Here is a 26293-nt window from a genome sequence, read left to right as displayed (position 1 = left end):
CTCCCCGGCGTTCATGTCCAGGGTTCGGGCCGGGTGGCATATCCGATGTAGAGCGGATGGCGCGGGTGGCCCGCCTTGGTCAGCCCGAGCTGCACCAACGGTTGGCCCGTACCGCGCAAAAGCGCCTCGACCGCGCGGCCGCGTTCCAGGTGATCGCCATGCGCCCCCCAGGCGCAGAGCACCTCATCGGCCCAGGTCGCGCCCTCCAGGATCATCGCATCGTTTTCAGGGCCAACGGGCTCGGCAGCCTGTTTCAGAAGGCTTGGATCGGTCTCGCGCCAGGCAAAGATATTGGTCGCACGAAACCCGCCGAAGCCCAGCGCCCGCGCGCGCCGTTCGCAGCGTTCGATGGTAGGGTCATTCGCCACCTCGGTCGCCTTCGACGGGTTCAACATCACGTAGAGCAGCCGCCGCCCCGCCGGGTCCCAGACCCGGGTCAGGTCATATCGATACCTCTCGCAGTCGGAATACCGGGCCTCCGACGCCGCATCATCCTTTTGAAACCGTCGCGTAATCATGTCAGGCTTGTCGCCGCGCAGCCCCGGATTGGCAAGGGGTTGCAGTTCTTGTCCAAACGGTCAAAAGTGATCCCTTCACGAAAGGACACGCCATGCTCTACGCCGAGATCATTCGCAAGAAACGGGACGGGGAAACCCTGTCGCACGAGGAGATTGCCGAGATGGTGGCGGGGATTTCCTCGAATGAGGCAAGCGAGGGCCAGGTTGCCGCTTTCGCCATGGCGGTGCTCTGGCGCGGCATGGCGCGGGATGAGGCCGCGGCACTGACCCTGGCGATGCGCGACAGCGGTGATGTGTTCGACTGGTCCGACCTGCCCGGCCCGGCGGTGGACAAGCATTCAACCGGCGGGGTTGGCGACAATGTCAGCCTGATGCTGGCGCCCATCGTGGCGGCCTGTGGCGGCTATGTGCCGATGATCTCGGGCCGGGGTCTGGGGCACACCGGCGGCACGCTGGACAAGATGGACAGTATCCCGGGCTATACCAGCCAGCCCGACAATGCGCTTTTCCGCAAGGTGGTGGCCGAGGTCGGCTGCGCCGTGATCGGACAGACCGGCAATCTGGCCCCCGCCGACAAGCGTTTTTATGGCATCCGCGACGTGACCGCGACGGTGGAAAGCGTGCCGCTGATCACCGCCTCGATCCTGTCCAAGAAACTGGCGGCGGGCTTGGGCAGCCTGGTGATGGACGTGAAATGCGGCAATGGCGCCTTCATGGACAACCCCGACCGCGCGGCGGAATTGGCGGCCTCCAGCACCGGCGTCGCCCGCGCCGCCGGCCTGCCCTGCCACGCGCTGATCACCGATATGAACCAGCCTCTGGCCTCGGCAGCGGGCAATGCGGTCGAGGTGGTGAACGCGGTCGAGTTCCTGACCGGCGCCCACCAAGACGTGCGCCTGCGTGAAGTTACGCTCGCGCTCTGCGCCGAGATGCTGGTGACAGCGGGGCTTGCCCCTGATCGCAAAACCGGGCTGGCCGCCGTAACACAGGCGCTGGAAACCGGCGCTGCCGCCGAGGTCTTCGGCCGGATGGTCGCAGGTCTGGGCGGCCCCACGGATTTCGTCGAGAACTTCGCAGGCTACCTCGCCAAGCCCCAACTGACCCGCGCCGTCGCAGCCCCCACCTCCGGCCACGTGACCCGCATCGCCACCCGCGAGATCGGGTTGGCCGTGGTCGAACTCGGCGGCGGCCGCCGCCGCGCCGATGACGTTGTGAACCCGGCGGTTGGTTTGACCGAGCTGGTGGACCTGGGTGTGAAGGTGGAAGCAGGCGACCCGCTGGCGGTGATCCATGCCGATGATACGGCCCAGGCGGATGCGGCCGAGGCACAGGTGCTGGCGGCCTATCAGATTGGCGAGGCGCCGGAGGTTAGTACTCCGGTGATGCAGATCATTGATTGAAGGCGACGGACAGGTGCAGGCAAAGACGCATCTGGCAACAATTCACTGGATTTCGGGGACAGCGCCCTCAAGCTCTCGAACCAAGCGGAAACCAAGCCAGGCCGACCAGTGATCTTCGCGCAGGGGCGTTCGACGCTCCGGACGCGCAAGTTCGGCGCCGGCAGCATAAAATCCCCCTTTCGCCACCCGTTTGCACCCTAGCGGCCGAAAGGAGGCAGCGAGGTATCTGCCAGAACTTTCAAATCCCAGGTGCCGATTGCTCCAGCAGGACCGGGTTGCCTCGAGGGCATTGCCCGACATGTGCCGAATCCCCCAGGCATTTGCCGCGTCCAACTGATCCACCGGAAGTGTTCGCCGGGCGTTTTCGGGGTCATAGTGCCACACAAGCTTCCCACCCTCGAACACGCGCCGATGGATGGAAAAATTTGCGCGATCCCTGGTCAGCACATCTCCTTCGGCAAAGACCGTTTCGGCTCCGGCACGCGCGGAATATTCCCACTCCACCTCGGTCGGCAGGCGATATACGTCCTTCCCGAGCTTGCCGTTCAGCCAATCAACATATGCCTGCATTTCAAGAAAGGTAATTGCGAGGATCGGTCCGCGCGGGTGGTCCTGATACGGGCCATTCGGCTTGCGGAATCGTATCCGCGCGTAATGCTCATCGGTACAATACCCCTCGTCAGCACAAGCCGCCCACTCTTCGCGCGTTACCTCGTTGCGTCCCATGGCAATCGGGGTGTCCATAACCACCACATGTTCAGGTGTCTCATTCAGGAACGAGTTCCCGCTGCTCGGGGTGTTGTGGGTGGCATGGAAGCGGCGATGGGCTTCGACCGCCTGTTCGACAGACGAGCCGAACTGAAAGCGCCCAACCGGCAGAACGACCATTTCAGGGCAGGCGTCACATTCCCGAAACACCTCCAGTGTCTCAACCTGCCTATCGTCGGATATCCGATAAATCTCAGCGGCTGAAGGCAATGCCCCAAGCAGAAAGGCCGCACAAGCCTTCCAAAGAAACTGAACCAAACTCATCCCTTACCCGCAATCTCCAGCATCCAGTACCGAGGCTATGAAACGCTGAGATTCGGGCGGATTTATGTCCTGTGCGACAGTTCGCAAGACCTTGGTACAGGTACCATTTTTCCACACCAGATCATGCGCCCCCGAAGCACGGTCAGACCCGCCCGTCGAGGGTTTGTGGCAGTGGAACGTTCAGGAACCCTTCCGTCAGATCACTGATTAAACACCCGGCTCGGGTGCAATTCCCCCGACCGGTAGATCCCAACCGCGACCGCCTTGCCCTCGAAGCTCGCCCAGGCCTCGTCGCCATATTCCACGTCGCCACCCAGCACCATGCCGGGGTTTCCGTGGCGCAGGCGGGTGGCGCCCTCAGTGGTGGCTTTCAGCTCGGGCAGGTCTTCCAGGCCTTCTTCAAGCGGGCGCAGGTATTGGTCGAGCTCTCCGGTCTTGGCGAGCTCTTCGATGGTCTCCATCGACACGCCATCTTCGGCGTCAAAGGGCCCGGACCAGATGCGGCGCAGCTCGCGCACGTGGCCGTGGCAGCCAAGGGCTGCGCCCAGGTCGCGGGCGATGGCGCGTACGTAGCCGCCCTTGCCGCAGGTCAATTCCAACGTGACGTGGTCGGCGTCGGGGCGGTCGGTCATGACCAGCCCTTCGACCCAGAGGGGGCGTGCGGCGATCTCGAAATCCTCGTCGTCGCGGGCCAGCTTGTAGGCGCGTTCGCCGTCGATCTTGACCGCCGAGAACTTGGGCGGCACCTGCATGATGTCGCCGATGAATGCGCCCAGTGCGGCTTCGATATCAGCATCGGTAGGGCGCGCATCGCTTTCCGCGATCACTTCGCCTTCCGCATCGTCGGTGTTGGTCGCCTGGCCCAGACGCACGGTGAACTCATAGGCTTTCAGCGCATCGGTGATGTAGGGCACAGTCTTGGTCGCCTCGCCCAGGGCCACGGCCAGCACGCCGGTCGCTTCGGGGTCGAGCGTGCCCGCATGGCCCGCCTTCTTGGCGTCCATCGCCCAGCGCACCTTGTTCACCACCGCGTTCGAGCTGATGCCCGCCGGTTTGTCCACAACCAGCCAGCCGTGAATATCGCGCCCTTTGCGTTTGCGTGCCATGTCGAAAACCCGTGTCCCAAGTTGAAGGCGCGGACCTAGCGGGGCTTGGGCCCTCAGTCAACCACTCCAAAGATCGGACCCATCGGAAATCCGCCATCAGACCGCTCCAGAGAAGGCGCATGCAGGCGTGAGACGGAGCCATCGAGGAACAGCGCGTTCGGCAGACCCAGATGGTCGCGGAACAGGCGGGCGAAGTGGTGGAAGCTGACGTAGCTGTTCGAGATCGCGAAGACCGCGCGCGAGCCGTCTGCGCTGGTCCCCACCCCGTTGCGCAGCTTGAACGAGGTGCTGTCGGGCATGAACTTCGGATGCAAGGCACCGTCGATCACCAGCATCGGGCCGGATTGCGTGGCATGCGTACAGGCGGGGGCGGCGGTGGCATAGGCGTCGCTTTCCCACACACGCAGGGTGTCACTGATGCAGAAGATACCGTTGGGCAGCAGGCCGAAATTGCCGTAGCCGCCACCGTCGCTGGCTGCGGTCAGCTGCTTGCCATCCTGGATGTAGAGGCCCACGGGACGCTGGTCGTCGTGGAACATGCCCGCGTTCATCGCAAAGGCCAGGGTGCCATCCACATGGGTCGCCACCGAGGCGAAGTTGCCCAGGGGGGCGCCTTCGGGATCGTTCAGGAACAGGCGCAGATCCTCGTCCGCGCCGACCTCGCAGGTGGTGAAACTGGCGCCGTCGAAGGTGACGTCTTCGCAAGTCACCGCCCAGGCCGGGGCGCTTGTCAGGAGCGTCAGGACAAGCGCCGCGAGGGTCCTCATTCGGCGCCCTCCTCCGGCTCGCTCAGGTCGCGTTTGACCTCGTCGCGGGACAGCAGCGCGCGGGTCTCGTCCATGCGGTCGAAGGTTTCGTCCGCCATGAAACGCAGCTCGGGCGTGTGTTTCAGCTTGGCGACCTTGCCGAGCGTGCGGCGGATCTCATGCGCGTTGCGGGCCAGCGCCTTGACGGCAGCCTCCTTGCCCTTGCCACCCAGGGGCAGGACATAGATCGTGGCGATGCGCATGTCCGAGGTGATGCGCGCCTCGGACACGGTGATGTTCAGACGGTTGACCTCGTCATCATGGATCTCGCCCCGCATCAGCAGGTCGGAGAGCGTGCGACGGATCAGTTCCCCCACGCGCAGCTGGCGCTGGCTGGGGCCGGTATCGGTGTTGAAACGGTTCTTGGCCATGGTCGCCATGTATGCCTGATTGCGGGTCCGCGCAACAGGGGGTTTCGCGCGGGGGCCTGTCGCGCTAGGACTCGCCCACGTAATATCAGGAGAAGCGACATGGACAACCTGCCAGGCATCGTGGTGATGGGCGCATCGGGCCGCATGGGTCAGATGCTGATCAAGACCGTCTCGGACAGCCCCGCCTGCAAACTGGTGGGGGCGCTGGAACGGCCGGGCCATGACTGGGTTGGTCGTGACGTGGGCGAATGCATGGGCGGCCAGGCGATTGGGGTCGCGGTGTCCGACGATGCGCTGGAGGTGATGGCCAAGGCGCAGGCGGTGATCGACTTCACCGCGCCGGCGGCCACCCTGGCGATGGCCGAGATTGCCGCGCAGGCCCGCGCCGTGCACGTGATCGGCACCACCGGCATGACGGACGAGGATCTGGCGAAACTGTCGATCTCTGCCCGCCATGCGACCATCGTACGGGCGGGCAACATGTCCTTGGGCGTGAACCTTCTGGTGCAACTGACCAAGAAGGTCGCTGCCGCGCTGGACGAGGATTACGATATCGAAGTCATCGAAGCGCACCACCGTCACAAGGTCGACGCGCCGTCGGGCACCGCCCTGATGTTGGGCGAGGCTGCCGCCGAAGGGCGCGGCGTGAAATTGGACCGGGTGGCCGACCGGGGCCGCGACGGCATTACCGGCGCGCGCAAGCGGGGCGACATCGGCTTTACCGCCGTGCGCGGGGGCGACATCGTGGGCGAGCATGACGTGATGTTTGCCGCCGATGGCGAGCGCATTGTTCTGCGCCACCTGGCCTCGGACCGGGCGGTCTTTGCCCGCGGCGCGCTGAAGGCGGCGCTGTGGGGTCAGGGCAAGAAGCCGGGCGAATACGACATGGTGGATGTGCTGGGGCTCTGATCCGGGGCACCGCACCGGCCTCGCGCGCTGATCCGAGCGAAGCGAGGTCAGCGCCTGCAGGCAGGGCGCGAACCCGGCAGTGGCCCCTTGGCCCTCTCGCGGGCAAAGCCCGCTGCCGGGTGACGCGCCCCGCAAGGCGGGACGCTGACCGCACTTCGTTCGGCTTTCGGGCCGCCAGCACGGCGGTCCGGGCAAGTCCCCGCGACGGAATATCGCAGCCCGTGCGTAGAACCTCTCACAACATGAGGAGGTTTCACCCATGCGCATTATCATTCTGGGCACCCTGATCCTGGCGGGCTTCGCCGCCCAGGCCGCCAACAACCAAAGCAGCATGACCGTGCAGGGCGACAGGCGCTGCATTCAGTCGAATGCCACGCCGGATCATGCCATCGGTCAGTTCCCCACCCGAGGCAATCCGAACCGGTTCCAGGCGCAGAGCCTGACTGTCTGCGTCGATGCCACACCGGAACTCACCGGCCGCACCACCACGCGTGTGCATACCTCCGGCGTCACGCTCACCGGTATCTTGCTGCGCCCGGGCACGGCGGAGTATTATGATCCGAACGGGCGGCACGGGTTCTCGCGCAACCGCGCCTCGGGCTGGCGGGTCGAGGGGATGGGCGCAGATCTGGGCATGGATCATGCCAACGCCCATGTGGATCACCGGGGGCTTTACCACTACCACGCGCCAGCCAAAATCTGGACCGAGGCGATGCCAGGCAGCCTGATCGGCTACGGCGCCGACGGGTTCGAGATCCATGCAAGCGCCAGCGCGCAGAGTTCCTGGCGGCTGAAATCCGGCCACCGCCCCTCTGGCGGGCTGAACCCCGGCGGGCATTACGACGGCACCTATGTCGAGGATTACGAATTTGTCGCGGGAAGCGGCAATCTGGACGAATGCAACGGCGCCGTGGTTAACGGCAGCTATACCTATTTCGCGACCGAGAGCTTTCCCTTCTTCCCGCGCTGCTTCAAGGGCACGGTCAGCCGCGATTTCACCGGGCGGCCATAAGCGCACATCCCTTGCCCCCTTGATCCTCACGCCCCGCAAGCGTATGGGCGGGGCATGAGCGAGAAAACCAAGAAGAAACGCGAACAGCAGGTCTATACGCTGCTGGTTCAGGTCGGCCGCAAGGACGGGGACGGGCTACCGCCCGACGCCACGGGTGCGGCCATGCTGTGCTATGCCAGCGGCGTGGACGAGGCCGAAGCGGTGCGCGAGACCGTGGCGATCCTGAAACAGGCAGAGCTGGCGCCGCTGGACGTGACCGGCTACGGCACCCTGTCGGACCGCGAGGAAATGGGCCACGAGATCCCGCAGGAAGAGCGCGAGCTGATGACCCGCGCCTTGATCGAGAACTCGGTCGTGGTGGCGCAGATGGACCCGCTTTACGACGGCGAGGACGCGTGACGGTCTTTCTGGACCTTGACGGAACCCTGACCGATCCCAAGCCGGGGATCACCGGCTCGATCGTGCATGCAATGACCTCGCTGGGGCTGGATTGCCCGCCCGCCGAGACGCTCACCTGGGCCATCGGCCCGGCCCTGATCGACACGTTTGCCAAGCTGGGTGCCCCGGATCCGGAGGCCGCGCTGGACGCCTATCGTGCGGTATATGCCACCGGCGGGCTGTTCAACAACCGGGTCTATGACGGCATTCCCGAGGCGCTGGCCGCTTTGCGAGACGCAGGGCAGACCCTGCACCTGGCCACCGCCAAGCCCCATGTCTATGCCCGGCGCATCACCGCGCATTTCGACCTGGCGCGTTTCCTGACCCACGAGTTCGGGCCCGAGATGGACGGCACACGCAATGACAAGGGCGAGCTGCTGGCCTACGCGCTGGAGCTGACCGGGGACGATCCGGCCTCCTGCGTCATGGTCGGTGACCGGCATCACGATTTCACCGCGGCGGCCAAGGTCGGCATGCGGTCCATCGCCGTGACATGGGGCTATGGCACGCCCGAGGAACACGTACAGGCCACCGTGAAATGCGAAACGCCCGGCGATTTGCCGGGCGTTGTGCGTGACTTGATCGGCTGACGCTTACTGCGTCTTGACGGTGACGTCGAAGCTGGGCGGCAGGCCCGGATCCTCATCCAGCATCTTTTCCAGCGGGATCACGAAGGTTGCGGTCTTGCCGTCCTCCGACAGGGTGCCGTTGGTCTCGACAATCTCGGCGCCCGAAACGTTCATGGTGATCGCATGGCCCATGAAGGCAGCGCGCAGCATCTCCTCCATGTCTCCCAGGTCCTCGTCGGGCTTGCTGTCATTCATCATCTCGGACAGGTCGAAGGACACGCGCACAGTCTCGGCATCGAGACGCTCGATCGAATAGCCCTCGGCCATGCCGGTGGTGGGCGACTCGGCATCTGCCGGGTCAGACGGCGCATTCACCTGGGCAATCAGGTTGTCGATCGTATCCTGTTCCGAGATCGTGCAGATGAAGGAGCCATCGGCCTGCGCCTCTCCCACACCTTCCTCGCACGGGTCTTCGCCCGACTGGGCCATCATCCCGTAAAACTCCGGCCCCATGGTCATCACCGCATTCATCTCGGCGTTTTCATTGTCCAGGAAGCTGATGGAAATGGAGGCATCGAAACAGGCGGCCAGGGGCAGCATGAAAAGGGCGGCTAGAAATTTGCGCATGGGCATATCCTCAAGGTTTGTTTGCCTCGAAGGTACGCCCACGCGCGCGGCGCGTCCAGCCCGGCTAACCTGACCTGTTTACCAAAACCCTACCGCGCGCCGGTGCCAAACCACTTCACCCGCAGAGCCTCAATCGTGCCGTCTTCGCGCAGGGCCAGCAGGGCGCGGTTCAAGGGTTCGGCCAGGTCCGAGCCGGACTGCAGGGCAATGCCGTAGTTTTCACGCAGGAAGACCGGGCCGACCAGTTGGCCAAGCCCCGCACCGGAGGTGTTGACGTAATGGGCCAGGATCGGTGCATCGAACACGACCCCGTCCAGCTCGCCCGCCTCGAAAGCGTCGATCAGCGCGTCGAGGTCGGCGAATTCCTGATGCGGCAGGTCGCGGCGGTTCAGGAAGGCCGAGGCGGTGGAGCCGCGCGTGGTGCCGACCCGCTTGCCATAGAGGTCGTTGATCGAATTTACCGACCCCTGGATCGCATCAATGGTCATTGCGGCTGTGATATGGGCGACGAAGACCGAGACGATGAACAGGGATGAGACCACCAGGGTCACGCCGAACAGGCGCCCCATCGGCGTGCGCGGCACGCGTTCCTCGAACCCGCCGTTCACCACCAGGTTCAGTGCCCACCAGAAGGCCGGGAACATCGCCCCCTTGGCGTCGTGGTCGAAATAGGGCTGCGCGCGGCGCTCGAATCGCCACATCAACATGCCGACGCCCAGAAGCGCGGCAAAGGCCAGGGCGATGGCAATCATCAGGTCGCGGTTGAACAGCGCCCGCATCAGCGGGCTGCCGGAGCTACCATCCGCCGGGACCATGATCTGCAAACCGCCTTCGAAGATCGGTTGCGAGAAATCCAGCACCGCCTCACGCCCGGCGGTGATCGAGATATTGGCCACCGCCGCATCGGCATTGCCCGCCTGCACCTCGGTCAGCATCTGCGCAAAGGCGTCGACACGCATGATTTCATAGTCGCGCCCGATGGCCTCCATCAGCGCAGCCCAGAGGTCGAGGCTGTAGCCGGTCTGCGCCCCGTCCTGCTCCAGCGAAAACGGTGGGCGGGTCACCGTGGTTACCCGCAGCGTCTCGGCGGTCTGGGTGTCCTGGGCCAGCACCGGGCCGGCCACGAACAGGCTCGTTCCCGCCGCAACAAGCAGGCAAAGCGTCAGAATCAGTCGGTTCATTGTCCCTATCCCCTTGCCGCCCCTTTGCCACAAGGGCGCTGCGGGCGCAAACCTCAGGTTGCATCGGGGGCGGGTTCCGCAGGGGAAGAGGCGTTCAGGCCACCAGAGAGGCGGCCAGGGTCCGTGCCTCGTAGCTGGACAGTGGCAGGCGGGCGAAGCTGCGGTGGCGCGGGATTGCATTCAGCGGCATCGCGGCCAGGGCAGTGGTGGCGATCAGATCGGCATCGCGCCCCATCGCGCCGACGAACAGGCTTTCGCCCTGCAGCCCGGCGAAACTCAGGCAGGTGTGCTCATCCAGCAGGATGTGGTGATAGCGCATCAGCCCGCCACCATGGGCGCGGTGCGTGGTGCGCCCGTCCACCAGGTGGCACGCCTCGACCAGCACGGCGTCTTCGCCGAACAGGTATTCGGTCTCGCCGCCCGAGACCAGCAGCCGGTGATCCGGCGCGACCAGGATGTCGCTGGTGAGCCCATGGTAGGGCGCACGCAGATGGATCGGGCGGAACGCGCCCAGCGCAGGCACCTCGCGACGGGTCAACCAGCGGATCGGGCGCGGCCCGTCCGATGTGGACACAAGGTCGCCCACGCGCAGGTGATCAACAGGGCACAGCCCGCCTGGTGTCTCAACCGGCGTACCCGCGGCGACGCCCAACGGCAGGCCGACCGGCTCGACCCGATCCGACAGCGCAATCCAGCGCAGACCCGGGTCGCGCTGCACACCACGTCCGCCGCGAATGAGCGCGTCGAGATCGTCCAGCGGCAGGGGCAAGGGGTTGGGAAGTTCGACCTGGTGCAGCGTCTCCTGATCCAGATCCTCGACCGAAATCACCGCGTGGCGCGCCGGTGCATCCCAGGCATAGGTTACGCGCAGGCGGGCCTCGCGCGCAGGGACCGGCAGGGTCAGCTGGGCGGCGCGGCGCGAGGCGCCCTGCTGCAAATCAACGCTCAACCGGCCATCTTCGGCCAGAAGCACTGCCAGATGGCGGGTCCATCCGCGTGAGCGGTGCAGATGGATCAAGCGCTGCGTGCCGGAGTATTGCGCCGCGACCTGCGCTTCGAACATCAAAGAGCCGGTGGGCAGGATCTCGTCAGAGCCGGGTTCGGTCACAAGGCCGGTCAACAGGCCGGACTGACCCAGCCCCCGCGCATCAAACCCCGCGCGATCCTGCGTGCCCATGCCGATCCAAGCCATGCGCTGCCCTCGCCCCCTGCCCGCTCAGGCCGCCTGGCCCGCGGACATCAGCACTTTCGCCTCATGCGCGCGCAGGGTGCGTCGCGCTGAGGGGGAATATCCCAGGCCGGTATCGGGGTCGATTTCGGGAAACAGGGTGCAGATCTCGCGCACCAGATCGGCTTCGAAACTGCGGGTTGTCTGGGGACCGGGCAGGAAGCTTTCGGTCGCCAGCCCTTCGGAGAAGATCACCTCGTGCTGGTCGAACAGCAGGTGCACATATTCCACCTCGCCCCCCTCGATGCGCCGCACCGACCGGTCATTGACCAGATCTTTTGCAGCGACCAGCACCTCGGTCTCGCCGAACAGAAGCTCGGCCAAAGCGTCACGGATCAACACCCGGTGCTGCGGCGACAAAAGCAGCTCTCCATGTCGGCCGAACGTGTCCGCCGCGATGCGAATGGGGGCAAAACTGCCCTCGGCCGGCACCGTGCGTCGCCCGATCCAGCGCAGGGGCTGCGGGCCGTTGTCATGGGTCAGCACCATGTCGCCCGGCTCCAGGCTTTCGACCCGCTTGTCGCCATGGGGCGTGGCAATCAGCGTGCCCGCCACGAAACAGGGGATCGAGTCCACCAGAACAAAGCCGGTGTCGACATTGTTTCCGTCGTCGATCGTGTAGGTGAAGTTGAAGTATTCGCCATCGGCCTCGGCCACCATGGTCAGGGTGCCATCGGCGTTCAACGTCACCGTCTGGCCGGTGGCCAGCGTCACCGTATCCCCCACCGACACGGGCACGCCGTTGATATGCGTGATCGTCAGCGTACCGCCATCGGCGTCATAGTCGTTGGCCAGCACATCAATCGTCTTGGTCGCGCCGCCCGGCAGATGCACAACATCATCATTTGCGATCAGAACCGTCTGGACGGAATCCCCGGCGATAAGAAGGTTCGAGTCATATCTGCTGTCACCGACATCCGCGATGCCGATCCGGATCGAGTTCACCACGTTCGGGACCACCGGGAAGGTCAGGGTCATGGTCACCGTGAACCCGTCCATTTCGGTGTTGTACTGGTCCGACGTATTATCGACATAGAGGTTCTGGTTGATGCCGCCGACAAGGTTGCCCGGGTTGGCATCCCCGATCGCCATGGTGGCCTGTGCCCCGTTCACCCAGACCCCGACGAAATCCTGATAGGACGAGTTGGCATATTCGGGAAACTCATCGGACGAGAAAACGAACTGCATCGTCATCGTGTCGCCGGTCGGGATGAAGTCCACATCCATATAGGACGCGTCATAGGTGCGCGCGCCCGCAGCCGCGTTGAAATCCGGGTTGTTGTTCTGCCCCCCGGTGTTGGTCGACGTATTGGTGTCCTGGTTCGCCTGCCCGGACGAGTTGGTAAAGTCGCGCGCGCGACCGGTTGACAGGATGACACCGGTATCGCTGGGAGTCACACCCGGCGAGGTCGTATCCCCGCCACTGTAGGTGCCAGAGGAATAGCCTGACCCCGAATAGGTTGCCGATACCACCGTGACACCGTCCCCGAAAATGGTCTGTGCCATCTCGGTCGCCGATGCACCCGTGTCGATGTTCAGCTCGCTCGCCTGAACCATGTCGCTCTGCCTCCTGCCCCTTGCTTGAGGCACGCGCAGAACGGCAGACAGCGGCGCGTTGGCCGCATGTGTTCGTCAAACCGCTCGTGTCCGGACCGCGCTTTTCGCGTCTATGGTGGTCCGTTGCCCTGCCTCGGGTCATTCATTGGCACCGACTATGCCGCAGAAGCGCCCTATTGTTAACCCATTGATAACACATTTGTCAGCGTCGCCCGCCCCTGTGCCATCGGCGACACATTTGCGGGTCGGGCCGGGCTGCGCTAACAGGGGCGAAAGGAGTGCCCCATGACCACCACGCCCACCGACCCTATCGAGTTGACCCGCCGCCTGATCCAGTGCCCTTCTGTCACCCCGGTCGAGGGCGGCGCGCTGGTGTTGCTGGAGGATATCCTGACCAAGGCGGGCTTTACCTGCACCCGGGTCGACCGCGGCGAGGTGTCGAACCTGTTTGCCCGCTGGGGGTCAAAGAACGCGCGCACGCTGGGCTTCAACGGCCACACGGATGTGGTGCCCCTGGGCGACGAGGCCGCCTGGACCATGCCGCCCTTTGGTGCGGAGATCAAAGACGGGTTCATGTACGGGCGCGGGGCCACGGACATGAAATCCGGCGTCGCCGCCTGGGTCGCGGCCGCTGTGGATTTCGTGCAGGAGGCGCCGGAAGATGCGTCGCTGGTCATCACCATTACCGGCGATGAAGAAGGCGACGCGGTGGACGGCACCACGGCGATCCTGGACTGGATGGCCGAAAACGGCGAGGCGATGACGGCCTGCGTGGTGGGTGAACCCACCTGCCCCAACACGATGGGCGAGATGATGAAGATCGGCAGGCGCGGCTCGATGACCGCCTGGTTCACCGCACGGGGCGTACAGGGCCATTCCGCCTACCCGCACCGCGCCAAGAACCCGGTGCCCGCGATGGCCCGGCTGATGGCCGACCTGGACGCCCATGTGTTGGACGAAGGGACCGATCACTTCGACGCTTCCACCCTGGCGGTCACCACGATCGACACCGGCAATGCGGCTACCAACGTGATCCCCGCCGAGTGCCGCGCCACGGTGAACATTCGCTTCAATGACGACCACACGTCGGCCGAGTTGACCACCTGGCTGAAGGCGGAAATGGCGCGGGTGGCGGCAGACACGGGGATCGAATTCGAGGTAACGGTCAAGGTCTCGGGCGAGAGCTTCATCACCCCGCCGGGCGAGCTGTCGGCGCTGGTGGCGAAATCGGTCGAGGCGGAAACCGGGGTCAGCCCGGAGCTGTCCACCACCGGCGGCACCTCGGACGCGCGGTTCGTGAAACACCACTGCCCGGTGGTCGAGTTTGGCCTGGTCGGCAAGACCATGCATTCGGTCGACGAGCGGGTGGAGGTGGCGCAGATCCCGCAACTCAAGGCGATCTATACCCGGATCATGCGAGATTTCTTTGCGTAAACAGCTGGTTGTCATGGTGAAGGAGCCCCACCCGGGCCGCGTGAAAACGCGCTTGGGAAAGGGCATCGGCATGGTGCGCGCTGCCTGGTGGTTTCGTCACCAAACCTGCGCCCTGCTGCGCCGCCTCCGTGATCCGCGCTGGCAAGTGACCCTGGCCGTCGCGCCGGATGTGGAAGGGCTGACCAGCCGCATCTGGCCCGAAGACCTGCCCCGTGTGGCGCAGGGGTCGGGCGATCTGGGCGACCGGATGGGGCGACTCTTTCGCACCCTGCCGCCCGGCCCGGTGGTGATCATCGGCGCGGACATTCCCGGCGTGACCCGCGCCCATATTGCCCGCGCCTTTGCCGCTTTGGGCGATCATGACGCGGTCTTCGGGCCGGCGCCGGACGGTGGATATTGGCTCATTGGCTTGAAACGCGTGCGCGCCGTGCCCAAGTCCCTGTTCAACCAGGTGCGCTGGTCCTCTGAGTTTGCGCTGGCCGATACCACCGCCAGCATCCCGGACCTGACGCACGCCATTATCGACACGCTGGACGATGTGGACACGGTGGAAGACCTGCGCCGCTTGCAGTGACGCAGGACGCCCCGGCGAACTTCCCGTGACCCCTCCGGCCCCTCATGTTAGGACCATTTCATGACACGCATTCCTTCCAAGGACGAAATCCTTCAGTGGATCTCCGACAACCCGACCCAGACCTCGAAACGCGACATCTCGCGCGCCTTTGGCATCAAGGGCGCCGACCGGATCGACCTCAAACGCATCCTGCGCGAGCTGGAGGCGGACGGGCATTTGCAGAAACGCAAGAAGACCTATCGCGACCCGGACAAGCTGCCCCCCGTCGCCGTGGCGCAGGTGCTGAGACCGGACGCGGATGGCGACCTGTTCGCCCGCCCGCTGGAGTGGCAGGGCGAGGGCGAGGAACCCCGTATCCTGCTGATCCAGAAGGCGGGCGACCCGGCGCTGAAGCAGGATGACCGCATCCTCGCGCGCCTGACCGAGGTCACGGGCGAGGACCACCAGTACGAAGGCCGCCTGATCCGCCGCATCGGCACCAACCCGCAGCGCGTGCTGGGCGTCTTCCGCAAGGGTGCCGAGGGCGGGCGCATCGTGCCCGTCGACAAGGGCGCGGACAAGGAATGGATCGTCGGCACTGCGGATGTAAACGGCGCCAAGGATGGCGAGCTGGTCGAAGCCCAGCGCGCCGGGCCCAAGGGCCGCATGGGCCTACCCCGTGCCCGCATCGTCGCCCGCCTGGGTGACCCGGCCGCGCCCAAGGCCGTGAGCCTGATCGCGATCCATCAGCACGGCATCCCCGACGCTTTCCCGGACGAGGTGATTGCCGAGGCGGATGCGGCCAAGCCCGCCCCTCTGGGCGAGCGCGAAGACCTGCGTCACCTGCCCCTGGTCACCATCGACCCGGCGGATGCGCGCGACCATGACGACGCGGTCTATGCCAAGCCCGACGACAACCCGAAGAACCCCGGCGGCTTCGTCGTCTGGGTCGCCATCGCCGACGTGGCCCATTACGTGACGCCCGGCTCCGCTCTGGACCGTGAAGCGCGACACCGGGGCAATTCCAGCTACTTCCCTGACCGGGTGGTGCCGATGCTGCCCGACCGGCTGTCGGGCGACCTGTGCAGCCTGCACGAAGGCGTGCCGCGTGCTTGTATGGCGGTGCGGCTGGTGCTGAACGCACGCGGCGAGAAGATCGGGCATCGGTTCACCCGTGGCCTGATGAAGTCCCATGCGTCGCTGAACTACACCGAGGTGCAAGAGGCGCAGGATGGCAAGCCGAACGAGAAATGCGCGCCACTGCTGGATGAAGTGATCAAACCGCTCTACGCCGCATGGGCTGCCACGCAGCTGGCCCGCAAGGACCGTGCGCCGCTGGAGCTGGACCTGCCCGAACGCAAGATCGTGCTGGGGGATGATGGCAAGGTCGCGTCGGTCAATTTCTATGAACGCTTCGACGCCCATAAGGTGATCGAGGAGTTCATGATCATCGCCAATGTCGCTGCCGCCGAGGAGCTGAACCGCCTGGGCCGACCGCTGCTTTACCGCGTGCACGAGGAACCCAGCCCCGAGAAGCTGGAGGCGCTCCGCGAAGTGGCCCAGGCGTCTGGCTTTACGCTGGCCAAGGGGCAGGTCTTGCAGACCCGGCACCTGAACAGCCTGTTGGGTCAGGCCGAGGGGACGGAGTTCGACGAGCTGATGAACATCACCACGCTGCGCTCGATGACCCAGGCCTATTACACGCCGAAGAACTTCGGCCATTTCGGGTTGGCGCTGAAGAACTACGCCCATTTCACCAGCCCGATCCGGCGCTATAGCGACCTGATCGTGCACCGCGCGCTGATCTCGGGACATGGCTGGGGCGACGACGGGCTCAACCCCGCCGACATCGACCGGCTGGAGGCGACGGCGCAACATATCTCGGACACCGAGCGGCGCTCGATGATGGCCGAACGGGATACCACCGATCGCTACCTGGCCGCCTACCTGTCGGAGCGGGTCGGCAACGAGTTCACCGGGCGCATCAACGGCATCCAGCGCTTCGGTGCTTTCGTCAAGCTGGACGATACGGGTGCGGATGGTCTGATTCCCGTCGGATCCATCGGCGCGGAGTATTTCCTCTACGATCGCGACGCACAAACGCTGACCGGGGAACGGTCTGGCCTGGTGCTGGGCATTGGCCAGCGCGTGACCATTCGCCTGTCCGAGGCGATCCCCGTCACGGGCGGATTGATGCTTGAATTGCTGGAGGTTGAGGGGCGTTCCCTCCCCCGTCCCAGCCGTGGGAAATCGGGGCGTTCGGCCCCGCGAAAGACCCAGCGTGCGCGACGCAAGGCCGCGAAGGTGAAGAAAAAGGTGTCCAGAACGCGACGTTAGGTTAAGTTTGCGCAAACAACGCAAATCGACCAACGGGGACAACGGTGAGTGACGATTTCGAAACCTGGGTAACGGGGTTGCGGGAACGGGCATTGGAACGCCAGATCAGGGGCGGCGTGTTCGACCAGGTGATGGGCACGGTGCAACCCTTGCCGGAGGTGTTGGAGAAACAGGCACACCAGCCAGAGTTCCGCCTGTCCGTGCGTGATTACCTGGACGTGACCGTGTCCGAGGAACGCATTCGCAACGGTCGGCAGAAGATGCGCCAGAACCGTACGCTCCTGAATGGTATCGAAGCCGAGTTCGGCGTCGAGGCCGAGATGATCATGGCGTTCTGGGGCCTGGAAACCGGCTTCGGCGTGAACCGTGGTGCCTTTCCGACAATCCCGGCCCTGGCCACGCTGGCCCATGGCGGGCGGCGGTGCGGCTTCTTCGAGGAGGAGCTGATCGCGGCACTGCGCATCGTGCAGATGGGCGACGCCCGGGCCGATCAGCTGGTCGGCTCATGGGCCGGGGCGATGGGGCATGGGCAGTTCATGCCGACAAGTTTTCAGGATTTCGCGATAGATTTCGACGGTGACGGGCGGCGCGACATCTGGGGGGAAGATCCCTGCGATGCGCTGGCCTCGATCGGGAATTATGTCTCGAAACACGGCTGGCGCCTGGGCCAGCCATGGGGGATCGAGGTCACCCTGCCCGAGGGGTTCGATCATGCGTTGACCGGGCTCGGGCGCAACAAGAGCGTGGCCGAATGGACCGCACTGGGCGTGCGGCCCGCGCGCCAGATGCCGATCGCGGAATACGGCGCAGCTTCGATCCTGTTGCCCGCAGGGGCGCGGGGTGCGGCACTGATGGTGTTTCGCAATTTCCACGTCATTTTGCGATACAACCGCGCCGAGACCTATGCGGTCGCCATCGGTCACCTGGCAGACCGCTTTGCGGGTGGGAAATCCTTCGCGCAGGGCTTTCCGGAAGGCCAGCGTGTGCTGAGCCGTGAGGAACTGCGCGAGGTTCAGATGCGCCTGACCAACATGGGGCTGGACACGCAGGGGATCGACGGGCTGATGGGGCCCAACACCGCCGAGGCCATTCGCGCCTTTCAGAAGACCCAAGGGGCATTTGCCGACGGCTTCCCGGGCATCTGCGTGCTGGACCGACTGCGGGAGATCGACCAGGAGGGGTAAAGCGACCCGCGATGAATGTGCCCGGTTTTGCGTGCTGCAAAACCGAAAGCCGAGCGAAGCGAGGCCCCCCTCAAGCAAAATTATTCAAATAATTTTCGCCAACGCCGTTAGCCGGTTTTCTTCGAAAACCGGCAGTTTCCCGTCGCCTAGCGGGCTACTCCCAGTCCAGCTCCGAACGTTCCACCGGGCCACCCTGCGCTTCCCAGGTCGAAAACCCCTCACGCAGGTGGGCGCAGGGAAAGCCCATGTCATTGAGCTGCGCCACGGTGATCGCAGAGCGCCAGCCGGAGGCGCAGTGGAAGACATACCTTTTGCCCTCTTGGCCGAAGACCTCCTTGAAATAGGGACTTTCGGGGTCGACCCAGAACTCGGCCATACCACGCGGGCAGTGGAAGGACCCCGGGATGAAACCGGACCGCTGGCGCTCGCGAATGTCGCGCAGATCGACGATGACCACGTCGGGGTCATGCATCATGTCGATCAGATCCTGCGTCTCAACCTCATCAATGCGCGCCCGCGAGGCGGCGACCAGATCGGCGGCGGATGTTTTGAGTTTGCGCATTTTGCTCCTCCCTGAACCGTCAGGGTGGGTCATTCAGCGGGAACCTGCAAGCCCCGACGGGCCGCAAGGGCCAATGCCAGCGCCGGGAGCAGGCAGAGCGCGGCGGCCACTGCGCTGCCCGCATGGCCCCAGGTCAGGAAGATCGGCTTGAACCCCGCCGTGCCCGCGAACATCGCCACATAGGTGACCGAGCTGTTCAGCCCCATGATCGCCGCGCGGCGGGTCGGGTCGATCGCAGCCAGACGCCCGACCAGCAGGTTCAGCCCCAGATGCTGGAACACGCCCCAGATGGCGGCCACCGCCAGGATGCCCAAGGCGCTTGCATGAACCCCGCCCAGCAGCAGATAGAGCCCGACCAACACTGCCAGCACCGTCGGCGTCGCCCGCGCGGGCCCGTAGCGGTCTGCCAGAGCATCCAGCGGCGCGGCCAGGCCGAAACCGATGCCGTAGCTCAGCGTCACCAACCCGGTCAACGCGGTCGAGACGCCCAACACCTGGGTCATATGCGTGCCCAGATAGGCGTAGACGCCGTAGAAGGCGATCATGAACAACGCGACCGAGGTCAGGCCGGAGGTCACACCGGGAATGCGCAGCACCGTCCAGGGGGCGGGCGGGCGACCAACGGCGCGGGGGCGTGTCTCGGTGGTCAGGATCGTCAGGGCCAGGCTGATGGCCACGCCGAACCCGCCCAACACGGCGAAGACCACCCGCCAGTGGGTCGCATCCGCCAGGATCGCCGACAGGGTCACGCCCGCGACCATCGAGATGGTCCAGCCCAGGATCACGCGACCCAAGGTCGCAGCCTCGCGCCCCTTGGGGGCCAGTTCGGCGGCCAGGCCATAGCAGGCGGGCAGCACCACGCCTGCGGCAACTCCGGCCAGGGCCTGGGCCCCCGCCAACATCCAAAGATTTGGTGCAACGGCCGACAGGCCCAGCGCCGCTGTCAGCGCCCAAAGCGCCCAGATCAGCGCATTGCGCAGCCCCACCCGGTCGCCATGCGGCGCCACGATCAACGCGGAGACCGCCACCGCTCCACCATAGATGGCGGAGGCGATCATCACCTCCTCGGGGCTGCGCGGCGCAAAGCTGCCCGCCACCTCGGCGGCCAGCGGCGACAGCACCAGGGAATTGGAGCCCACCAGCCCCACGGCCAGCATCAAGAGCCAGATCGGATTCATGACCACACCATTGTTCTGTTCGTCATAGTGGCTAGAATGCCGAATGATCTTCGGCAATATCCCGGTATCCCCATGGTGAAAGAAACGAATGACATTCGGCGGGGCGGGGCGGCGCAACGTCCCCTCGACCCGATGGACCGAAAAATCTTAAGCGCGCTTGCACGGGACGCGGACCGGTCCTTCCAGGCCCTGGGCGAGGAGGTCGGCCTGTCGGCCCCCGCCGTGCACGAGCGGGTCAAACGCCTGAAAGCCTCGGGCCGGATCAAGGGCACGGTGGCGCGGGTCGACCCGCAGGCCTTGGGCAAGAACTTCCTCGCCTTCGTGCATGTGGACGTGAAGGGCTATGGCAAGACCGAACCCGTGATGGCGCTGAAACGCTTTCCCGAGATCGAGGAGATCCACGGCGTGGCCGGCGACACCTGCCTGCTGCTCAAGGTGCGCGTGGGTGATGGAAACGAGATGGAGCGGCTGCTGGAACGCATCTACCAGGTGCCCACGGTGATCACCACGCGCAGTTATGTGGTGCTGTCGACTTATCTGGAGCGGCCGGTGCAGGGCGACACATCACCCGAGATCGCCTCTGGCACTGCCCCGCAGAATCCGTAAATTGACCTCAAAACGGAGGCCCAGATGACACCGGACGAGATCGCCAAACTGCCCTACCGCCCCTGCGTGGGCATCATGCTGGCCCATGCGGACGGGCGCGTCTTCGTCGGCCAGCGCATCGACGCGCCGAAACTGGGCACGGCGGCGGCCTGGCAGATGCCCCAGGGCGGGGTGGACGAGGGCGAGGATCCGCGTACAGCTGCCCTGCGCGAGCTGTGGGAGGAAACCGGCGTGCCCGCCGAGTTGGTCGAGGTCGAGGCCCAGACCGAGGACTGGCTGCCCTATGACCTGCCCCATGACATCGTGCCGAAGATCTGGAAGGGGCGTTATCGCGGTCAGAAACAGCTGTGGTTCCTTCTGCGCTTCAAGGGCACGGACAAGGACGTGAACATCGCCACGGACCATCCGGAGTTTTCTGAATGGCGCTGGCTCGAGGCCGACCAGCTGGTCGCCAATATCGTGCCCTTCAAACGCGAGATCTACGCCCAGGTGGTCGAGGCCTTCCGCGACCGGCTGTGATCGCCCCCGTCGGCAAGGCGTCGCTTGCGGTGGGGTTTTCCCCTTGTTGCTTCCCTCCACTAGGCGCAGGCTGCTTGCATGTTCTTGCGTAGCCTGATCGCCGCCCTTCTGCTCTCCACCCCCGCCCTTGCCCTGTCCTGCCTGCCCTATGGACCGGTCGAAGTCTACAAGGATGCCGAGGCTTCCGAAGACGCCTATATCGTTGTGTTGGGCACGTTGCAGTTCGACGAAAGCAAGCTGCCCAAGGTGGATTGGGAACACCAGGATCAGACGCCCGAATATACGTTCTTTACCGGCCATTTCACGGGGCATTCCCTGGGCGGGGACGGGTTCGTGCATCCGTTCGATCAGCAGATCGAGGTGAATGTGCAATGTTTCGGCCCCTGGTGCGGCGGGCTGACCAGCGGCTATGAATATCTCGCCTATCTGAGGCAGACGGACGACGGCTATCTTCTGACCACCGATCCTTGCGGCGGCATGGCCTTCGGGCATCCCGACGAATCGGTTGTGCGCCAGGTGGTGCGCTGCGGACGGGGCGGGCGCTGCGTTCCGCGCCGCTAAAAATTCTTTCAGAAAGAATTTTCCAAGACTTTTCAGAAAAGTCTTGGTTCCGTCCGGGATCACCCGGGCGACTCCACAACAAGAACAAAACGTGAATATAATGAGGCATGTTTGCCGAGCTGTCGATCACCTCGAACTTTACCTTCCTCACCGGGGGCTCCCACCCCGAGGAGTATGTCAGGCGTGCCGCCGCCATGGGCATGGGAGCGCTGGCGATTGCCGATGTGAACTCGGTCGCGGGGATCGTGCGCGCCCATGTGGAATGTCGCGAGGTGGCGCGACTGGTGGCGCTGCGCCAGGCATTTGATGCCGAACACGGGCTGATCGGCCCGCCCCGGCCCGCACATATCCCCGCCCCGCCTTCCGCCGATATCTTTACCGTGCCGCGCCTGCTCCCCGCCGCGCGCATCGTGTTGGCGGACGGATTCTCTGCAACGCTGCTGCCCCGCGACCGCGCTGCCTGGGGGCGGCTCTGCCGCCTGCTGACGCTGGGGCGACGGCGCGCGCCCAAGGGCGACTGCCTCTTGCGCATGGAGGATCTACTGGAGTGGGGCAAGGGTTGCGAGATGCTCCTGCACCCGCCGCAACAGGCGCCCGGGCCCGACGGCGGCGCGGACGGGTGGGGGAAACAGGCGCAACGGCTGACGCGCCGCTTCCCCGCGCAAGTCCACCTGGTGCTGGCCCCACGCTACGACGGTCAGGATGGTGCGCGTTTCACCGCCCTCTCCGCCCTGGCCAAACAGCTGGACATCCCCACCGTCGCCAGCGCCGCACCGCTCATGCACCATTCCAGACGCCGCCGTATGCTGGATGTACTGACCGCCATCCGCGAGGGCCTGCGCGTCGACGCCCTGGGCCGCCGCGCCCAGCCCAATGCCGAACAGCGTCTACGGTCGGAGGCCGAAATGCACCGCCTCTTCGCCGGACACGAAGACGCCATCGCACGCACCGCAGAGATCGCCGCGCGCTGCACATTTTCCCTCGACGAGCTGCGCTATGAATACCCGTCCGAGATCGCCGAGGGCGAAAGCCCCACCGACCGCCTGTCACGCCTCGCCCACGAGGGTCTGGCGGACCGCTACCCAGAGGGCATTCCCCCCCGCGTTTCCCGCCTGATGGCCCATGAGCTCACCCTGATCGCCAAGCTGAAATACGAGCCCTATTTCCTGACCGTGCGCGACGTGGTGGCCTTCGCGCGGTCCCGCGGCATCCTCTGCCAGGGGCGCGGCTCGGCGGCCAATTCGGTGACCTGCTACGCGCTTGGCGTCACTTCCGTCAGCCCGGAAATCGGCACGATGGTCTTCGAACGTTTCGTGTCCGAGGCGCGCAACGAGCCCCCCGACATTGACGTTGATTTCGAACATGAACGGCGCGAGGAGGTGATCCAGCACATCTATAACCGCTACGGCCGCCACCGCGCCGGGCTCTGCGCGACCGTGATCCACTACCGCGGCAAACGCGCCATCCGCGAGGTGGGCCACGCCATGGGCCTGTCCGAGGATACGATATCCGCCATGTCCAGCCAGGTCTGGGGCTGGGGCGGCGGGGGCTTGCGCGACGAGCGGCTGCGCGAGATCGGGTTGGACCCGCGCGACCGCCGCCTGGCCCAGGTGCTGGAGCTCTGCGACGAGATCCAGGGCTTTCCCCGCCACCTGTCCCAGCACGTTGGCGGCTTCATCATGACCGAAGGGCGACTGGACGAGCTGGTTCCGGTCGAAAACGCCACGATGGAGGACCGCACGGTCATCTGCTGGGACAAGGATGATATCGACGCGCTGGGCATCCTCAAGGTCGACGTACTGGCCCTGGGCATGCTGACCTGCATCCGCAAGGCGCTGGGGCTGTTGGATCAGCATCTGCAGATCGACCACAACCTGGCGTCCATCCCCGCCGAAGATTCGCGCGTCTACGACATGCTCTGCCGCGCCGACAGCCTGGGAGTCTTCCAGGTCGAAAGCCGCGCGCAGATGAATTTCCTGCCACGCATGAAACCGCGCAGTTTCTATGATCTTGTGATCCAGGTCGCGATCATTCGTCCCGGGCCCATTCAGGGCGACATGGTGCATCCCTTCATCCGGCGGCGAAACGGCGAGGAGGCCGTGACCTTCCCCTCCGACGAGCTGGGCGAGGTCTTGGGCAAGACCCTGGGCGTGCCGCTGTTTCAGGAACAGGCGATGCAGATCGCCATCATCGGCGCGGGGTTTACGCCTGACGAGGCGGACAGGCTCAGACGCTCGCTCGCCACCTTCAAGAAACATGGCAATGTCAGCGACTTTCACGGGCGGTTCGTGAAGGGCATGCTGGACAAGGGCTATGACCGCGACTTCGCCGAGCGCTGTTTCTCGCAGATCGAGGGGTTCGGCAGCTACGGTTTTCCGGAAAGCCACGCCGCCAGTTTTGCCCTGCTGGTCTATGCGTCCTCCTGGCTGAAATGCCACCACCCGGGCATCTTCGCCTGCGCGCTTCTGAACGCGCAGCCGATGGGCTTCTACGCCCCCGCCCAGATCGTGCGCGATGCGCGTGAACATGGAGTCGAGGTGCGCCCGGTCTGCGTGAACGCCAGTTTCTGGGACAATACGATGGAGCCCGACGGCCGGGGCGGCCTGGCCCTGCGCCTGGGCTTTCGCCAGATCAAGGGGTTCGGCGAGGAGGAAGCGGGCTGGCTCACCGCCGCGCGCGGCAATGGCTACCGCGCGGTCGAGGATATCTGGCGCCGCGCCGGCACGCCGCCGAAGCTGATCGTGAAACTGGCCGAGGCCGATGCCTTTGCCAGCATCGGCCTGCCGCGTCGCCAGGCGCTCTGGGCAGCCAAGGCGATCACCGCGGACAAGCCCCTACCGCTCTTTGCGAATGACATGGATGGCGAGGCCATTTACGAAGCCCCGGTCACCCTGCCCGAGATGAGCCTGGGCGAAGAGGTGGTCGAGGACTACGTCGCCCTGCGCCTTTCCTTACGCGCCCACCCGATGGCACTCTTGCGTCACAAGCTCACCCCGCTTGCCCCGTCCGAACAGACGGGCTAGGGCGAGGCATGGAAATCCGCGCCGCCACCCCTGCCGATTACCCGGCCATCGCCCGCCTGCACGCCGCCAGCTGGGCCACGACCTATCGCGGCATGTTGCCGGATGCCTACCTGGATGGGCCGATGGCCGAGGATTTGGCCCGGCAATGGGCCGAACCGATGCCGGAGGGCGCCTTTCGCCTGGTTGCCCTGACCAATGGCACCCTCACCGGTTTCGCCGCCACCCTACCCCAGGGCAACACCGCCTATCTCGACAATCTTCACGTCGATCCCACACAGAAAGGCCAGGGCACCGGCACCCGGCTTCTGCGCACCATGGCCGAGGAAGCACAAAAGCGCGGTTTCACCACGCTCGACCTGACCGTACTGATGGAGAACCACGCCGCCCGCCGCTTCTACACCCGCCTGGGCGGCGTGGAAGGCCCACCCTATGACGACGAGATCTTCGGCCAGAAAACCCGCTCCTGCCACATCACCTGGACCGACCTGATCGGACTCGCGCGGGACTGACCTCTTTTCTTGCTAGAAATACCTTGGGGAGTTTGAGGGGCCAGCCCCTCAAACTCCCCACCGGACACAACCACCAAGGCATCAGACAGAGCCCCTTCGCATCCCCGCCGCCCCATGCTAAGAGGCGCGCGAACAGCCATTCCCGGAGCCCTGCCATGACCTTCGACCGTTCCATCAAGATCGCCCCGTCGATCCTTTCCGCCGACTTCGCCAACTTCGGCCAGGAAATCCGCGCCATCGAGGATCAGGGCGCAGATTGGGTGCATGTGGACGTGATGGACGGACATTTCGTGCCGAACCTGACCTTCGGCCCGCCCGCCGTGAAAGCCTTCCGCCCGCATGTGAAAACCTTCATGGACGTGCACCTGATGATCGCCCCGGTGGACCCCTATATCCAGGCCTATGCGGACGCGGGCGCCGACATGATCGTCGCCCATTACGAGGCCGGCCCGCACCCGCACCGCACCCTGCAGGCGATCAAGGCGACCGGCGCCAAGGCCGGGATCAGCCTGAACCCGGGCACGCCCGCGGGCGTGATCGAACACCTGCTGCCGCTCTGCGACATGGTGCTCGTGATGAGCGTGAACCCCGGCTTCGGCGGGCAGAAATTCATCCCCTCCTCGGTCGAAAAGGTGCGCCAGGTGCGCGAGATGATCGGGGATCGTGACATTCACATCCAGGTCGATGGCGGCGTGGATCCGACCACCATCGGCCCGCTGGTTGCCGCAGGCGCCGACTGTTTCGTCGCAGGCTCCGCCGTGTTCAAGGGCGGTTCGGTCGACACGCCCGAGGTTTACGGCGAAAACATCCGTGCCCTGCGCGAGGCGGCTGCCAAGGCGCAGGGGTAAGACCCCAAGCGCAACGCCCTTCGAGCGTCAGCGAAGAAGTCGTCATCGGAGCCGCGCAGCGGTGACGCGCCTGACCCTCCCCACGGGAGGGCGCATTGCGACGTTGCAGCATGCACGTGCGTTTCGGGTGTTTCGAAGCATTCGCCCAGTAAAACTGTTGCGCAAGCGCCCACCCAGGGTCAGGCGCGTCACCGCCGTCTACGTCGCGAACCATCTCCCGCTGGC

26 protein-coding genes are annotated in these 26293 nt (G+C 65.1%); 15 read left to right on the top strand and 11 right to left on the bottom strand.

Going from position 1 to position 26293, the window contains the following annotated elements; genetic code table 11:
• Positions 1–11 precede the first annotated feature (11 nt).
• The gene (locus ACO07D_RS08485; RefSeq protein ID WP_421702516.1) at positions 12–518 is read right to left on the bottom strand and encodes a DUF1643 domain-containing protein; all 507 of its coding nucleotides are present in this window, start codon (positions 516–518) and stop codon (positions 12–14) included.
• Between the two features lie 92 nt (positions 519–610).
• On the opposite strand from ACO07D_RS08485, the gene deoA reads away from it, so the two are divergent.
• Entirely contained in the window at positions 611–1918 is a 1308-nt protein-coding gene (gene deoA / locus ACO07D_RS08480) for a thymidine phosphorylase (RefSeq protein WP_421702515.1), read from the top strand.
• A 42-nt stretch (positions 1919–1960) separates the two neighbouring features.
• On the opposite strand, the gene ACO07D_RS08475 is transcribed toward deoA, so the two are convergent.
• The 4 genes from ACO07D_RS08475 to rbfA form a co-directional block, all read right to left on the bottom strand.
• A complete protein-coding gene (locus tag ACO07D_RS08475) occupies positions 1961–2950 on the bottom strand; it encodes a formylglycine-generating enzyme family protein (RefSeq protein WP_421702514.1) in 990 nt (329 codons plus the stop codon).
• Between the two features lie 200 nt (positions 2951–3150).
• Entirely contained in the window at positions 3151–4056 is a 906-nt protein-coding gene (gene truB / locus ACO07D_RS08470; RefSeq protein ID WP_421702513.1) for a tRNA pseudouridine(55) synthase TruB, read from the bottom strand.
• Between the two features lie 53 nt (positions 4057–4109).
• A complete protein-coding gene (locus ACO07D_RS08465; protein ID WP_421702512.1) occupies positions 4110–4823 on the bottom strand; it encodes a phosphodiester glycosidase family protein in 714 nt (237 codons plus the stop codon).
• Positions 4820–5233: a 30S ribosome-binding factor RbfA gene (gene rbfA / locus ACO07D_RS08460; protein WP_421702511.1), complete on the bottom strand. Its 414-nt coding sequence runs from the start codon at positions 5231–5233 to the stop codon at positions 4820–4822. The genes ACO07D_RS08465 and rbfA overlap by 4 nt, the downstream gene beginning before the upstream one ends.
• Positions 5234–5332: 99 nt before the next feature.
• Here rbfA and dapB point away from each other — a divergent pair, with 99 nt between their 5' ends.
• From dapB to ACO07D_RS08440, 4 genes are all read left to right on the top strand, one after another.
• On the top strand, positions 5333–6142 hold the full coding sequence (gene dapB / locus ACO07D_RS08455; protein WP_421702510.1) for a 4-hydroxy-tetrahydrodipicolinate reductase: 810 nt from the start codon (positions 5333–5335) through the stop codon (positions 6140–6142).
• 259 nt (positions 6143–6401) lie between these two features.
• Positions 6402–7154 (top strand): YHYH protein, encoded by a 753-nt coding sequence (locus ACO07D_RS08450; protein ID WP_421702509.1) that lies wholly within the window; start codon positions 6402–6404, stop codon positions 7152–7154.
• A 54-nt stretch (positions 7155–7208) separates the two neighbouring features.
• A complete protein-coding gene (locus ACO07D_RS08445) occupies positions 7209–7553 on the top strand; it encodes a hypothetical protein (RefSeq protein ID WP_421702508.1) in 345 nt (114 codons plus the stop codon).
• Positions 7550–8182 carry an HAD hydrolase-like protein gene (locus tag ACO07D_RS08440; RefSeq protein ID WP_421702507.1) on the top strand — a complete coding sequence of 211 codons (633 nt, stop codon included), beginning with the start codon at positions 7550–7552 and terminating at the stop codon, positions 8180–8182. Before ACO07D_RS08445 ends, ACO07D_RS08440 begins: the two co-directional genes overlap by 4 nt.
• A 3-nt stretch (positions 8183–8185) precedes the next feature.
• On the opposite strand, the gene ACO07D_RS08435 is transcribed toward ACO07D_RS08440, so the two are convergent.
• The 4 genes from ACO07D_RS08435 to ACO07D_RS08420 form a co-directional block, all read right to left on the bottom strand.
• On the bottom strand, positions 8186–8788 hold the full coding sequence (locus ACO07D_RS08435; protein ID WP_421702506.1) for a hypothetical protein: 603 nt from the start codon (positions 8786–8788) through the stop codon (positions 8186–8188).
• 89 nt (positions 8789–8877) lie between these two features.
• Positions 8878–9969 carry a transporter substrate-binding domain-containing protein gene (locus ACO07D_RS08430; protein WP_421702505.1) on the bottom strand — a complete coding sequence of 364 codons (1092 nt, stop codon included), beginning with the start codon at positions 9967–9969 and terminating at the stop codon, positions 8878–8880.
• A 94-nt stretch (positions 9970–10063) separates the two neighbouring features.
• Entirely contained in the window at positions 10064–11161 is a 1098-nt protein-coding gene (locus ACO07D_RS08425) for a Hint domain-containing protein (protein ID WP_421702504.1), read from the bottom strand.
• Between the two features lie 24 nt (positions 11162–11185).
• Positions 11186–12754 carry a Hint domain-containing protein gene (locus ACO07D_RS08420; protein ID WP_421702503.1) on the bottom strand — a complete coding sequence of 523 codons (1569 nt, stop codon included), beginning with the start codon at positions 12752–12754 and terminating at the stop codon, positions 11186–11188.
• A 285-nt stretch (positions 12755–13039) separates the two neighbouring features.
• Here ACO07D_RS08420 and dapE point away from each other — a divergent pair, with 285 nt between their 5' ends.
• The 4 genes from dapE to ACO07D_RS08400 are packed head-to-tail and all read left to right on the top strand — an operon-like array spanning position 13040 to position 18262.
• Positions 13040–14188 (top strand): succinyl-diaminopimelate desuccinylase, encoded by a 1149-nt coding sequence (gene dapE / locus ACO07D_RS08415; protein ID WP_421702502.1) that lies wholly within the window; start codon positions 13040–13042, stop codon positions 14186–14188.
• Complete coding sequence (locus ACO07D_RS08410) at positions 14181–14762, top strand: TIGR04282 family arsenosugar biosynthesis glycosyltransferase (protein WP_421702501.1); 582 nt, start codon at positions 14181–14183, stop codon at positions 14760–14762. Before dapE ends, ACO07D_RS08410 begins: the two co-directional genes overlap by 8 nt.
• 60 nt (positions 14763–14822) lie before the next feature.
• Positions 14823–17078 (top strand): ribonuclease R, encoded by a 2256-nt coding sequence (rnr, locus tag ACO07D_RS08405; RefSeq protein ID WP_421702500.1) that lies wholly within the window; start codon positions 14823–14825, stop codon positions 17076–17078.
• A 44-nt stretch (positions 17079–17122) separates the two neighbouring features.
• Positions 17123–18262: a lytic murein transglycosylase gene (locus ACO07D_RS08400; protein ID WP_421702499.1), complete on the top strand. Its 1140-nt coding sequence runs from the start codon at positions 17123–17125 to the stop codon at positions 18260–18262.
• A 154-nt stretch (positions 18263–18416) separates the two neighbouring features.
• Here ACO07D_RS08400 and ACO07D_RS08395 read toward each other — a convergent pair whose 3' ends face one another.
• Positions 18417–18824 carry a rhodanese-like domain-containing protein gene (locus ACO07D_RS08395; protein ID WP_421702498.1) on the bottom strand — a complete coding sequence of 136 codons (408 nt, stop codon included), beginning with the start codon at positions 18822–18824 and terminating at the stop codon, positions 18417–18419.
• A gap of 29 nt (positions 18825–18853) precedes the next feature.
• The gene (locus ACO07D_RS08390) at positions 18854–20059 is read right to left on the bottom strand and encodes an MFS transporter (protein ID WP_421702497.1); all 1206 of its coding nucleotides are present in this window, start codon (positions 20057–20059) and stop codon (positions 18854–18856) included.
• A gap of 15 nt (positions 20060–20074) precedes the next feature.
• Between ACO07D_RS08390 and ACO07D_RS08385 the strand changes: the two genes are divergently transcribed.
• The 6 genes from ACO07D_RS08385 to rpe all read left to right on the top strand — a co-directional run bounded on the left by ACO07D_RS08385 (position 20075) and on the right by rpe (position 26068).
• Positions 20075–20608 carry an Lrp/AsnC family transcriptional regulator gene (locus ACO07D_RS08385; RefSeq protein ID WP_421702496.1) on the top strand — a complete coding sequence of 178 codons (534 nt, stop codon included), beginning with the start codon at positions 20075–20077 and terminating at the stop codon, positions 20606–20608.
• A 24-nt stretch (positions 20609–20632) separates the two neighbouring features.
• The gene (locus tag ACO07D_RS08380) at positions 20633–21127 is read left to right on the top strand and encodes an RNA pyrophosphohydrolase (protein ID WP_421702495.1); all 495 of its coding nucleotides are present in this window, start codon (positions 20633–20635) and stop codon (positions 21125–21127) included.
• A 78-nt stretch (positions 21128–21205) separates the two neighbouring features.
• Positions 21206–21688, top strand: a complete 483-nt coding sequence (locus ACO07D_RS08375) for a hypothetical protein (RefSeq protein WP_421702494.1) — start codon at positions 21206–21208, stop codon at positions 21686–21688.
• A gap of 107 nt (positions 21689–21795) precedes the next feature.
• The gene (locus ACO07D_RS08370) at positions 21796–24711 is read left to right on the top strand and encodes an error-prone DNA polymerase (protein ID WP_421702493.1); all 2916 of its coding nucleotides are present in this window, start codon (positions 21796–21798) and stop codon (positions 24709–24711) included.
• Between the two features lie 8 nt (positions 24712–24719).
• A complete protein-coding gene (locus ACO07D_RS08365) occupies positions 24720–25220 on the top strand; it encodes a GNAT family N-acetyltransferase (protein ID WP_421702492.1) in 501 nt (166 codons plus the stop codon).
• Between the two features lie 155 nt (positions 25221–25375).
• The gene (rpe, locus tag ACO07D_RS08360) at positions 25376–26068 is read left to right on the top strand and encodes a ribulose-phosphate 3-epimerase (RefSeq protein ID WP_421702491.1); all 693 of its coding nucleotides are present in this window, start codon (positions 25376–25378) and stop codon (positions 26066–26068) included.
• Positions 26069–26293 lie beyond the last annotated feature (225 nt).

Origin of the sequence: Aliiroseovarius sp. (genome assembly GCF_965228805.1) — a bacterium.
In the GTDB taxonomy this organism is placed as follows: Bacteria; Pseudomonadota; Alphaproteobacteria; order Rhodobacterales; family Rhodobacteraceae; genus JASBTN01.
This window is presented reverse-complemented; position numbering and strand designations above follow the sequence as displayed.